Below are 12,059 nucleotides of genomic sequence, written 5' to 3'. Positions count from 1 at the left end.
CTGTGACCTACTGGTTATCCTCATCATCGAAGTCTTTGCCTTTTTTGGCATTGGTCTCAGCGCGCTTGTCATCAACTTTTTTAGGTTCACTGTTGTCACTGACAATTTTCTGCTCACCAATTGAGTGGATGGTGATCGGCGCTGCCGGCGCATTCCCTTCTTTGTCTTCGCCAAAATAGAGCGTCATGTGTGGGAACGGGATCTCTATGCCAGCTGCATCCAGACGATACTTGACCAGCCGGTTGTAAGCGCGTCCGATGCGCCACTGAGATCCCGGGAGAGTCTTGATGCGGACACGAACGTTAACAGAGCTATCAGCAAGTGCCGTGACACCGTGAACTTCCAGGTCCTCCAGGATATCGTTCTTGCAGTCATCATCGGCCATGAGCTCTTCGAATGCTTTTCGCAGCTCTACTATCACTGTATCGATATCTTCACGATAGGCTACTCCGTACTCACCAACATGATAGGCAAATTCACGCATGTAGTTGGATACGGTATCTACCGATGAGAATGGGATCAGGTGATAGGTGCCGGATAGATCGCGCAGCCCCAGGGAGCGGATGGTGAGTTTTTCCGCGACGCCGGTAATACCGGCGGCTGTTACGACATCGCCGTTATTGATGGCGTTTTCCAGCTGAATAAAGACACCGGTAATGATGTCCTGCACCAGCTTCTGGGCACCAAAACCAATGGCCAGACCCAGCACCCCGGCACCCGCGATCAGAGGGCCTATATTAATACCGATTTCTGACAGTACGACCATCAGGGTCATCACAACCAGGGTGATCGACACAGCATTGCGGAAGATCGTCAACAGGGTTTTCTCACGCGCGCTGGGTCCGCCACGGGAAGAATCAGGGTTCAGTCGCTGCTCTATCCAGCTAGCCAGGGCAATCCATACACCAAGTGCCAGCAGGATGATCAGGGTTACAGAAATGGCTGTACCCAGTGTGTTGATGCCGGCATCCGATGCCAGCCATGCGGGCAGGTTGAACAGGCTCCAGGCGTCCGCCACAAAGCCGAGCACAACAATCAGGATGACCAGTCTGACACCCTTCATGATCGCAGGCAGGAATCCATTAAGCCGGTCTTCCAGCAAGGGGAAACGTGCCCTTGTTTCATCACTTAACTGGAAGCCACGACCCAGCAGCTGACCCAGCACCACTGACAGGAACAGGCCCAGACCGATTGCCACCAGCGTCTGCAATGAGGCACGCAACATGAAGGGCAGAGCATCTTCGGGGCGTGCGATGGTCACCAGTGTCATCGCTGCCAGATAGGCAATTGCAACCACGAACCAGCTTTTGCTCAGCATGCCCAGCAAGACGCGATTGAATGTCATTTCTGCATTCTGGGAAAGCTCTGTGAGTTTATCGGTGATGCGGGTTTTGTTTTGCAGAAGAATGGCCAGTGCGTACAGGAACGCCAGCAGCATCACAATCAGGGCAGTCAATTTGCCGACGGCAGGCGTAAGTAATTCATTGGCCAGCGGCACCAGAAACAATATGCCGTAACCGATGAAACCAACCAGCCTGGACAGCCAGGCGTGCCAGTAATGCGCCTGTTCGGCGCTCAGCGGCAGCATGCGAAGACCGTCATTTCGGGCGGCAAACAATACTCTGATCAGTGCGCGCGTGATTTCGATGATCAGAAACGCATTCAGGAACAGCGACTGCTGAATGTCCATTTCGCCAGAGTTGCCAGGTACAAACAGCGCAACCAGGTAGCCGCCCACATAGGCGAGTGGGATCACTACAAGATCCAGCAGGGCGGCACCACCCACGGCAATTGATTTGTGCAGCATACGACTGCCGCCGGTATCTTTCAGTGCCCAGCGATCTATCGCGGTGAATACCGGTCGAGCCATCAGTCTCAGCACAAGGAATAGCGACACAGCCGCCGCGATGACAAGCAGCAGCCCCATGGCATCACTGGTCAGGTTGTCGACCTGCACAGCCTGCTCGCCAGTGACCAGGTCAGTTATTGACTGGAAAGCCTCCATGGATTCAGCGACCAGATTCTGTGCCAGCTCACGTGTGGCGCCTGCAATTTCCTGCACCGGAGAGCCAGAGGCTTCTTCCTCGGCTGAAGATTCATCTGTTGTCGGATCCTCGCCGGCTGCCAGGGCACGCAAGTCACTGATTAGCTGCTCTCTGGCTTGCTGATCCTCGAGGATATCTGCCAGGTAGGCATAGGAATTGTCAGTGCCGGAGTCGTTCTCGGTAGCGGTTTCTGCGGCCGTTGACAGCGCCGGCTGTGCGTTGGCGAGGCCAGCGACCATCAGTATGCAGAAACTGGCAATGATGGCGATTATTTTGGCCGGTGTCAGATGCGTCACTATGCGATCTCCATGTGGTCGTTGTTTTCTATGTTGCAGATGCTGAACAAGCCTAAGGTCTGGCAGGCCAATTGGCAAATCTGCGGCGTCAGGTAATGCGCTTGACAATACTGTGTGACGTACAGCATTATTACTGTGTCGCGCACAGTAAGCGAATGCCGGGCTCTGCTGACGCCTTAAAAATCAGTAGAAGCCGGGTACCAGGTTAAGTACGGATCTCTCGCGAGCTGGATCATGTAAGGCAGCAGCCCTGAGGCAGAGTCCTTTAGAGAGGTAGCACATGAGTGAAGATCGTTTGGAGGCCATGCGCCTAGAATTGCGACGCGGCAGCCTGGCATTGATTGTCCTGACTGCGTTGCGTCATGAGCACTATGGCTACTCGCTACGTCAAAAACTGCAGGCTGACGGACTGGCCATCGAAGAGGGCACCCTGTACCCGCTGGTGCGCCGGCTTGAGAGTCATGGCCTGCTGGATAGTCGCTGGAGTGATGAACAGGGCAGGCGGCGACGTTACTACAGGATGTCGGTAGATGGACAGAAGGTTCTCAATGCATTGAAGCAGGAATGGCAGACACTCAATAAGGTCATGCACACCGTACAGGAGTCATCATCATGAACTGGATCGATCGCTACGTGGCAGAAATCAAGCGCTACCTGCCAGCAAAAAATCGCGATGATGTCGCGGAAGAACTGCAGTCGTTACTGGAAGAGGAAGTGCTTGAACTTGAGGCGGATCGCGAACGGCCGCTGACTGACGCGGAGTGGCATGACCTGCTGCGGGAGTTTGGACATCCCATGCAGGTAGCTACACGCTATGGCGCCAATGGTGCACTGGTCAGTGCAGCTTTATATCCACTGTATCGCAAAGTGGTCACTTATCTGCTGGCTGCGACTGCACTCATTTATGTGGTTGCAATTGTCTGGAGCATCGTGGCGGATGTCACATGGGGGGTGATGACTGAACAGCGTGCTGTCAATCTGGGGTTTGGCTTCAGTGAGGCCTGGTCATTTGCTGTGAACTGGCTGGTGTTCATCACGCTGGGATTTCATATTGCGGATCGCTACCTGGTAAATGCCGGCACACTGCAGCGATGGAATCCGGATTCGCTGCCACCAGCAATGGCCGAGCGCGAGACGCTGCTCTCGAGCATCCTGGTCAGTATTCTGGTGGCGGTATGGCTGGTCATACTGCACCGGCTGTCACCAGAATTCAGTGCGGCGGTATTGTCCGGTGAACAGGATAATCGTTTTATCACGCTCATCGGCTGGTTGAAAATTCAGGCGGTAGTGGTACTTGCCGTGTATCTTGTTCTACTGTTCAAACCTCACTGGACCAAGGGCAAGCGCGCAATGATCATGGTGGCAGACGCACTGACAGCATTTGGCATCGCGCTTTGTCTGTCAATGCCCGCGGAGGCCCTGCTGCAGGCATATCCACAATTGCCAGAAGGTCTTTTGCGCGTCAGCACAATCGTTCTCTGGATCTGGGTTATGGGGCTGCTGGCGGATCTACTGGTGCAGGGTTACAAAGTGGTACAGCGGCGCTGACGTATCAGCGCCGCCTGGTCCATGAACCCTGATCGCTCAGATCAGCCCAGCAGAGTCGAAGGTAGTTCCGGAATGCGCGCCACTATGACTTCACGTCGTGCCCGACTGATGCCATAAATGATTCGCTCGCCTCGGGCACTGCGGTCCCAGGCCCATGACTGACCTTCAAAGGGGACATCAATGGTGGTCACATACTCAAGCGTGACGCCCTGTTGGGGCAGACGCACTACATAAAGTTCGGCCGCGTCGTGGCCGGTCACATACAGTAACCCGTCGTCGCCCCAGTCTCCGCCGGAACAGGCACTGTCGCCCCAGGTCGCAACGATCTGGGGTGGGAACAGCCATGACTCCAGCATTTGCCAGTTATCGTCGAACTTGCCCACGTGCGTCCAGCGCTGATCAAATCCCGGAGTGGTTCCATTGTCGTTGTAGTTGGCAAAACATGCCCACCAGAATCCCTGGTGCCGGACTGCCCAGGTCAGTGATCCAAGGCGGATGCCCAGGCTGTAGGTCGCCACGGGCTGCAGGCTGTTTCTATCGTAGGTTTCCAGTGAACTGGCCATAGGCAGTTGCGGAAAGTTTGAGTGTGCCACAACCAGTTCATCTCCATCGACCCAGCCTGCATTAAGATGGATGATGGCGCCGTCGCGAGGCCCCATCCATTCACCGACCAGTGCGCCTGTGTCCTTGCGATGCTTGACCAGTGCATGATTGCCGATACCGTAGAAGTGATCTGCATCGACTGCCACGCCCTGATTGGCATGGCTGATTTGCCAGCGTTGCAGTTCGTCAGCGACCAGACCGTGTTTGGTGAGCCCAGGGTTTGCTCCAGCTGCCGCGTCAGTAGACGCAGCAGCGGCAGGGCGGCCCAGACTTGATACTCCGGTACCAATGGCGAGCGCACCTGCGGTAGCGCCCAGTGTCAGCAAGACCTGACGACGAGTGACAGTCGCTTCGGGCATTGAGTTGTCATTCTGCATAATCAGAACCTCCGGGTAAGCTGAATGTTCCAGCTGCGGCCGGACAACAGTGACTGACTGACAGATGGGTCATAACCAAAATTGTCTGAGGACAGCGGTGGTTCTTTGTCGGTCAGGTTGATGACACCCACGCGCACGCGCGTGTCGCGCAGCAGGGGCGAGGCAGTGTTATCGAATTGGTAACCAACAGTCAGGTTGTAGGTGACGAAGCTGTCGATTACACGGCGATAAACGGTTCTACCCTGCGTAAAGAACGGCTCGATGTAGTCGGGCTGACCCAGAGACTCATACACGGCCTGGGTGGTTGTTGCCCCAGTGTCATGTGTCTCACCTACATGATAGATACCCAGGCCCGCATTCCATGCGCCATTGCGCCAGAAGATATTGCTGGTGCTGCGCCATTTCGCCGCACCATTGCCATACAGCTGGTTGTTGACGGTTGGTTCGACGTTAGCTGGCGCCAGTGTATCTTCAGCCTTGTTCAGGTAGGCCCACTCGGAACTGAAAACCATGTCACCAAACGACAGGCCTCTCAGTTCGTACCGGAAGCCAAAGTCGACACCACTGTGTTCGCTGGTCGACAGGTTCAGGAAGGGGCGGTTGCGCGAGAAGATGCGTCCGGCAGGCGCCACAGGGTTGTTCGGGTTTGCTGCGTTGTAGGCGGCAAACGCTGCACGGTCTTCGGGTGTCAGCGCAAAACGCTCGACATCGCGATCGCCTTTATAATTTGCAGTGCCACTGCCCAGATCAATCTGGTCAGCAGGCACACCTGCGGCCAGCTGTTGCTGAGTGTAGGCGCGCAACAGTGCGGTGTCACTTTCATTGATCTGAGCCACACTACGCTGGCCCAGCAGATTGCTGCGACGAATGCGCCACCAGTCGACATTCATGGTGAGACCATCCATAAATGGCGCATCGAATACCAAGCCTACCGTGTCACCCTTGGATTCCTGGGCCTTGAGGTCCGGGTTGCCACCAAAATAGGTGCGCATGACGTAGGGGCCTTCATTCAGTGCGGGGTTGCGGTAGGCGTCAATATCGCCAGCACCAGCGGTGATGGTCCAGCGCGGGCTGGTATACAGAGCTGCCAGACTGGGCGCCATGAATCCTTCATTGCGCGAGGCGCGCAACATCAACCAGTCAACAGGTTTCCAGTTGATACCAACTTTTGGTTTGGTCGTGTTACCAAAGTCGCTGTACTGTTCAGTGCGAGCCGACACATTGAGTTCCAGTCGGTTCATCAGCGGTATGTCAGCATCCTCATTAATCAGCGGTATCATCACTTCAGCAAAGGCGCTGGTGACGTCACGGCTGCCAAATACATCAGGGCGTGGCGGGTGTAGCAGGAAATCATTGTTGGTAGTATCCAGTCCCGAGCTTGCAGGGTTCTCACCACTGAAAGGGGGGCGGATGTCTTCCAGATCTTCGCGACGGTGTTCAACGCCAAACGCAGCCATGACATCACCACCCCACCAGCTGAACAGAGTGCCTGAGGTCTTTGCGTCGAAGCTGGCGATATAGCTTTGTGCTTCGCGCGCAAAGGTGTCGCTGAATGAATCTACGGTCGCCCGCGGATTGTTGTAGGGTGCGTCGGCGACGACAGCGTTGCCCTGGACCCGGAATGTGTAACCGAATGGGTTGTAGGCATTGGCATCCGTGCGGCCAATGGCGTCCTGAAGCAGGCTTTCGCGCACGTCAGGGTAGGCTTCATCATTGCCGTTGACCTGGTTGTAGAACAGTGATGTTTCCCAGGTCCAGGTAGCGCCAAACGATCCCTTCAGGCCAGTAGCAAAGCGCACAACATCGGATTCAGTTGTGATCAGTTCTGGTGACAGTCCAGCCAGCGTCATCTGTGTGAAGCTGACGGTACGAGGCTGCCCGGTCAGGCGTGGAGTTCCATCCGCATTCGCTGCACCGGTGGGATGATAGAAACGGGAGCCGTAAGGGTTGTAGGGATTGTCGATCGGCATGACCATCAGCTTGTCTGAGGTTGGTGCATTTAATGCCAGTGGCTGACGTTTCATGGTGGATTCAGCCATGTAATAGCCAGCTTCGGCAAATACGGTGACAGAAGGGGAAATGTCGTATTCACCAGCCAGATAGGCATTGCCGCGCTTTACTTCAGGTGACGCGAAACCAAACTGATTCAGGTCCAGGTAGAATTCGGGATTATTGGCGCGTGAGGGGCCACTGCTGGTCAAAGTTGGTGTGCCGTTCACCGGTCGGAAGTAGTTATTGGCTGTGCTGCTGCCAACCCGGAAAGTGGGCCAGTAGCCGCGCGCCGAGCGTCCATCAAAGCTGCCACCCAGGTTGTTGAACGGGGCTGGTACCTTGTCGCTGTTAAAGGAGGTACGGCTGAAATCCCGTTCACTCAGGGCAATGCTATCCCGGTTCAAAGCTTCAATGCTGCCGATAAAACGGCCGCGACCGTTAGCCAGGTCGGTCGAACCAAAGGTCAGTGCCAACTGTGTGTTCTCACCGCCGCCGTGTTCAGTGCCGCCTTGCTGCAGCGATACTTCAACGCCATCAAACTCGCGCTTCATGATGTAGTTGATGACACCGCCAACGGCGTCTGAACCATAAATTGAGGATGCACCATCGCGCAGCACTTCAATGCGCTCAACCCCTTGTGTTGGCAACTGGTTCACGTTGACTGCCTGCGACAGGCCCGCCGTCATCGGGTTAATGGACATGCGTCTGCCATTGACCAGGACCAGTGTTGCAGTGGCACCCATATTGCGCAGATTGATGTTGGCGTTGTCGCCGCGGGCGCCAGACGACCCGAGGCGGGTCTCGTTTTCTGGCAGGTTTACCACCGACGGTAACGAGGTCAGCAGGTCAACGGGCAGAACAGCTGCCCTGACCTCCATGGCTTCTTCGCCAATAACTGATACAGGCACGGTGCCATCGTTTTCTGCACGGCGTATGTTTGAACCGGTCACCACCACTTCCTGAATTTCAGGAATGGCGTTGCTTGTCTGGGTTTGTGCTATGGCTGCAGAACCCGCTCCAAGCAGCAGTCCGGTCACACTAAGCTGCACTAGCATTGCCAGTGGTCGTTTGCCGAAACCTGGAATATTAAGGGATTTGCTGGTCTCCACAGAGACCGGGACTTCCGCCATGTGTGGGAATGGCTTGTTCATGTTATAGACTCCAAAGGCGTGGTTGAAATAGCCTGATTTCTAATTTCCGAAGAGGGCCGGAAGTAATGTTTTACGATCCGGCTGGGTGCCGGACGCCATGGAGATTAGCCTGACTTGGTGACAGATCAGTGGCGGTTATGTGGCAGCTCAATGAATTTTTTGTGAATGACAGATTGGTGACGGGAAGGGCGATCGCAACTAGGGACAGTCCAGACAATTAAAGGTATTATTCGGGGCAGGACACTTTCGTTCGCAGCACTGGCAGACAATTCATGGCAACAAAACCCAGTATTCACAAATTCACGATTGCCCTCAGTGATCTGGACAGGGAATATTATGATTCCCTGAACCTGACGGTTGCCAGGCACCCGTCAGAGACACTAGAACGCATGCTGGTCCGCGTGCTGGCTTACTGTCTCAATGCCAGTGAGCAACTTACTTTCTGCAAGGGGCTCAGTGACACAGATGAGCCTGACGTCTGGGCAAAAGACCTTAATGGCGGTATTGCGCTCTGGATCGATGTGGGTGAGCCAGCTTTCGATCGCATCAAGAAGGCCAGCCGTCTGGCGCGCGACGTCAAGGTTTATGCTTTCAACACTAAATCTGCTGTCTGGTGGAGCCAGCATCAACAAGAGTTCGCCGGGCTCAGGGTATCGGTCAGTCGATTCCCCTGGGCGCCTCTTCAGCAACTGGCCGAGGTCTTGCAGCGAACCATGGATATGTCAGTAACCATTTCCGGTGGAACCGTCTATGTCGCTGCCGAAACAGGCGAGTACGAGTTTGCGCTGGAAGAGCTGCAGACAGTTAACTAGATCAGTCATTCATCCAGGCAGAATCAGTAAGGGGCCAGGTCATGCATATTGAGGGTATCAGGGAAAACAGAGTCGCAGTGAGTCTGAGTAACGGGGTCGCCCATGTGCGCTTGAACCGACCGGACAAGCGCAACGCACTGGACGATGATCTGTTTTTGTCATTGGCGGCGGCTGGCGAAGCATTGAAAACCATGTCAGGACTGAGAGCTGTTGTTTTGTCCGGAGAAGGCGAGTCGTTCTGTGCCGGGCTCGATTTTGCCTCGTTCAAGGGAATGTCTGAGCGCGACGGAGAGACGTCCACAATCGGCACCATGGTGTCCAGTGACAGCATCACGCATCTCGCCCAGCAGGTCTGCTGGGTATGGCAGGAAGTGCCGGTGCCTGTAATCGCCTCACTGCATGGACATGCGCTCGGCGGCGGCATGCAGATCGCACTGGGCGCAGATATTCGGATTGCCCACCCGGGCACCCAGCTGTCAGTCCGCGAAGTCTACTGGGGCCTGATCCCCGACATGACAGGTACACTGATGCTGGGTAGTCTGGTGCGGCCGGATGTCGCGCGCGAACTGGTATACACAGCACGTGTGCTGACGGCAGCGGAAGGGCATGGCCTGGGACTGGTCACACGGCTGTCAGATGAGCCTTTGGTGGAAGCGCAGGCGCTGGCTGCAGAAATTGCCAGTCGCAGTCCGGATGCGGTCAGAGCTGCCAAGCGTTTGCTGACACGACAGCTCAGGCAGCAAGCTGCAGAACAGTTTGCGGCCGAACGGGAAGAAATTCATCGCCTGATTGGTTCAGCCAACCAGAACGAAGCAGTGGCGGCCTACTTTCAGAAAAGAGCACCGAAATTTCAGGATGTCTAGATAGTCTGTGGATCGGAGCAAGCAGAAGAAAGATGGTACCGGAGGCCGGACTCGAACCGGCACGCTTTTAAGGGCATCGGATTTTGAATCCGACGTGTCTACCAATTTCACCACTCCGGCAGGATGTGTGCTTGTGCAGAAGGGCGCCATTATAACAACATTGCAACATCTGACAATGGCTGTTTCGCAGCCTCCTGTGGTGCTGTCAGAGCTTGGCAAGCTTCGACGAATCGGGCAAACTTGCCGCCCTTATGAAACTATCCGACTTTGATTATCAACTGCCTGACGAGCTGATCGCTCACTACCCTGCGGCCAATCGCAGTGGCAGTCGCATGCTGTGTCTTGATCGCAACAGCGGCGCTGTTTCCCACCACGTGTTCAGCGACATTGTGAGCATGCTGCAGGCCGAGGATCTGCTGGTATTTAACGATACCCGGGTGCTGCCCGCTCGCCTGCATGGGCAAAAGGCAACCGGCGGCAAGGTTGAAGTTCTGATTGAGCGGCTGCTGAGCGAACACGAAGCGCTGGCTCAGGTGCGTGCCAGTAAATCACCCGGCCCCGGTATGCAGCTGATACTGGAGGCAAGTGACAACGATGCCGGGCTGACTGTGGAAGTGCTCGGTAGACAGGGCGAATTTTTTCATCTGCGCTTTCCTGCAGATGCACCGGCAGTTGATCTGCTGGATCGCTACGGCCATATGCCACTGCCGCCCTATATTGATCGACCTGATGAGCAGGCGGACCAGAGCCGTTATCAGACAGTTTATGGGCGCAATCCGGGCGCCGTCGCGGCACCCACGGCTGGGCTGCATTTTGACGACCCCCTGCTTGATGCAATCAAACAGCGAGGCGTCGACATGGCTTTTGTCACGCTGCATGTTGGTTCGGGCACGTTTCAACCGGTGCGTAGCGAAAATGTGCTTGAGCATCGCATGCACAGTGAGTGGATTGATGTGCCGGCGAGCGTCTGCAGGCAGATCGCGGCATGCCGTGCCCGCGGCGGGCGTGTCATTGCCGTTGGCACAACGTCGGTTCGCAGCCTCGAATCGGCAGCGCTGAAGGCGGGCGGCGACATCGATGTGGAGCGGACGATAAATCCCTATCAGGGCGATACGGATATCTTTATCTACCCTGGCTACCAGTTTCAGGTAGTGGACGCGATGATCACCAATTTTCATCTGCCGAAGTCGACGCTGATGATGCTGATCAGTGCCTTTGCGTCGCGTGACAAGGTCATGGCTGCCTACGCTGAGGCAATCAGCCAGCGTTACCGCTTCTTCAGTTACGGCGATGCCATGTTCATTCGGTAGTGGTATACTCTGCCCCCTCTAATCTTCAAGTAACACCTTAAATACAGACTTTACAAGGGTTTTATCATGGCTAAAGCACCCGTTCGCGTTGCTGTCACCGGGGCAGCAGGACAGATCAGTTATTCATTGTTGTTCCGTATCGCTGCAGGCGAGATGCTGGGCAAAGATCAGCCCGTCATCCTGCAGTTACTTGAGATTACACCGGCACTGGAAGCGCTGAAAGGCGTTGTCATGGAGCTGGAAGACTGCGCGTTTCCGCTGGTTCACGACATCGTTCAGACCGATGACGCCAATGTTGCATTCAAAGACGCCGATTACTGCCTGCTGGTAGGCGCACGTCCCCGCGGCCCAGGCATGGAGCGCAAAGATCTGCTCGAAGCCAACGCTGCGATTTTCTCGGCACAGGGCAAGGCCATCAATGACAATGCCAGCCGCGATGTTAAAGTGCTGGTTGTTGGTAACCCGGCCAATACCAATGCGCTGATCGCATACCGTAACGCGCCAGACCTCAAACCCGGTCAGTTCACGGCCATGACTCGTCTCGACCACAACCGCGCCATCGCGCAGCTGGCCGAAAAGACAGGTAAGCACAGCACTGACGTTGATGGCATCATCATCTGGGGTAACCACTCCGCTACGCAATACCCGGATATCAACCACGCTACAGTGGCTGGCAAAAAGGCGGCCGACCTGGTTGACCAGGACTGGCTGGTAAGCACCTTCATCCCCAATGTTCAGCAGCGCGGCGCCGCCATCATCAAGGCGCGTGGTCTGTCCTCAGCTGCATCAGCGGCCAATGCGGCCATCGAACACATGCGTGACTGGGCCCTTGGCACCAATGGCAAGGTGGTTAGCATGGGCATTCACAGCGATGGCAGCTACGGTATCGCCGAAGGCCTGATCTACTCATTCCCGGTCACCTGCGACAATGGTCAGTACACCATCGTACAGGGTCTGGATATCAGTGATTTCAGCCGTGGCCTGATGCAAAAAACCGAGAAGGAGCTGGAAGAAGAACGCAACGGTGTTGCGCACCTGCTTCCCTGATTCCGGGCTGGCGGC

The 12,059-nt window shown here is 55.6% G+C and carries 9 protein-coding genes and 1 tRNA gene; 6 read left to right on the top strand and 4 right to left on the bottom strand.

The annotated features are described in order from the left end of the window. Positions 1-7: 7 nt before the first annotated feature. Positions 8-2,341: a mechanosensitive ion channel domain-containing protein gene (locus QGM61_RS07005; RefSeq protein WP_281132449.1), complete on the bottom strand. Its 2,334-nt coding sequence runs from the start codon at positions 2,339-2,341 to the stop codon at positions 8-10. Between the two features lie 280 nt (positions 2,342-2,621). Here QGM61_RS07005 and QGM61_RS07000 point away from each other — a divergent pair, with 280 nt between their 5' ends. Together QGM61_RS07000 and QGM61_RS06995 are read left to right on the top strand one after the other, a co-directional pair. Further along, the gene (locus QGM61_RS07000; RefSeq protein WP_281132448.1) at positions 2,622-2,957 is read left to right on the top strand and encodes a PadR family transcriptional regulator; all 336 of its coding nucleotides are present in this window, start codon (positions 2,622-2,624) and stop codon (positions 2,955-2,957) included. Further along, positions 2,954-3,889: a hypothetical protein gene (locus QGM61_RS06995; RefSeq protein WP_281132447.1), complete on the top strand. Its 936-nt coding sequence runs from the start codon at positions 2,954-2,956 to the stop codon at positions 3,887-3,889. Before QGM61_RS07000 ends, QGM61_RS06995 begins: the two co-directional genes overlap by 4 nt. 41 nt (positions 3,890-3,930) lie before the next feature. Here QGM61_RS06995 and QGM61_RS06990 read toward each other — a convergent pair whose 3' ends face one another. Beyond that, positions 3,931-4,869, bottom strand: coding sequence for a hypothetical protein (locus QGM61_RS06990; protein ID WP_281132446.1), 939 nt, complete (start codon positions 4,867-4,869; stop codon positions 3,931-3,933). 2 nt (positions 4,870-4,871) lie between these two features. Beyond that, complete coding sequence (locus QGM61_RS06985; protein WP_281132445.1) at positions 4,872-8,012, bottom strand: TonB-dependent receptor plug domain-containing protein; 3,141 nt, start codon at positions 8,010-8,012, stop codon at positions 4,872-4,874. Positions 8,013-8,284: 272 nt separating this feature from the next. On the opposite strand from QGM61_RS06985, the gene QGM61_RS06980 reads away from it, so the two are divergent. After that, the gene (locus tag QGM61_RS06980) at positions 8,285-8,824 is read left to right on the top strand and encodes a YaeQ family protein (protein ID WP_237133672.1); all 540 of its coding nucleotides are present in this window, start codon (positions 8,285-8,287) and stop codon (positions 8,822-8,824) included. Between the two features lie 41 nt (positions 8,825-8,865). Next, entirely contained in the window at positions 8,866-9,687 is an 822-nt protein-coding gene (locus tag QGM61_RS06975; RefSeq protein WP_237133673.1) for a crotonase/enoyl-CoA hydratase family protein, read from the top strand. 33 nt (positions 9,688-9,720) lie between these two features. On the opposite strand, the gene QGM61_RS06970 is transcribed toward QGM61_RS06975, so the two are convergent. After that, positions 9,721-9,807: transfer RNA gene (locus QGM61_RS06970), tRNA-Leu, on the bottom strand. A 131-nt stretch (positions 9,808-9,938) separates the two neighbouring features. On the opposite strand from QGM61_RS06970, the gene queA reads away from it, so the two are divergent. Next, positions 9,939-10,997, top strand: coding sequence for a tRNA preQ1(34) S-adenosylmethionine ribosyltransferase-isomerase QueA (gene queA, locus QGM61_RS06965; protein WP_281132444.1), 1,059 nt, complete (start codon positions 9,939-9,941; stop codon positions 10,995-10,997). A 66-nt stretch (positions 10,998-11,063) separates the two neighbouring features. Further along, positions 11,064-12,044, top strand: a complete 981-nt coding sequence (locus QGM61_RS06960) for a malate dehydrogenase (protein WP_237133676.1) — start codon at positions 11,064-11,066, stop codon at positions 12,042-12,044. Positions 12,045-12,059: the final 15 nt, after the last annotated feature.

It is taken from the genome of Pseudohongiella sp. SYSU M77423 (genome assembly GCF_029911965.1).
In the GTDB taxonomy this organism is placed as follows: Bacteria; Pseudomonadota; Gammaproteobacteria; order Pseudomonadales; family Pseudohongiellaceae; genus Pseudohongiella.
This window is presented reverse-complemented; position numbering and strand designations above follow the sequence as displayed.

Coding starts and splice junctions, on each gene's coding strand:
- QGM61_RS06985 (WP_281132445.1), bottom strand. CDS start 8,012: ATGAACAAGCCATTCCCACACATGGCGGAAGTCCCGGTCTCTGTGGAG.
- queA (WP_281132444.1), top strand. CDS start 9,939: ATGAAACTATCCGACTTTGATTATCAACTGCCTGACGAGCTGATCGCT.
- QGM61_RS06980 (WP_237133672.1), top strand. CDS start 8,285: ATGGCAACAAAACCCAGTATTCACAAATTCACGATTGCCCTCAGTGAT.
- QGM61_RS06975 (WP_237133673.1), top strand. CDS start 8,866: ATGCATATTGAGGGTATCAGGGAAAACAGAGTCGCAGTGAGTCTGAGT.
- QGM61_RS07000 (WP_281132448.1), top strand. CDS start 2,622: ATGAGTGAAGATCGTTTGGAGGCCATGCGCCTAGAATTGCGACGCGGC.
- QGM61_RS06960 (WP_237133676.1), top strand. CDS start 11,064: ATGGCTAAAGCACCCGTTCGCGTTGCTGTCACCGGGGCAGCAGGACAG.
- QGM61_RS06995 (WP_281132447.1), top strand. CDS start 2,954: ATGAACTGGATCGATCGCTACGTGGCAGAAATCAAGCGCTACCTGCCA.
- QGM61_RS06990 (WP_281132446.1), bottom strand. CDS start 4,869: ATGCAGAATGACAACTCAATGCCCGAAGCGACTGTCACTCGTCGTCAG.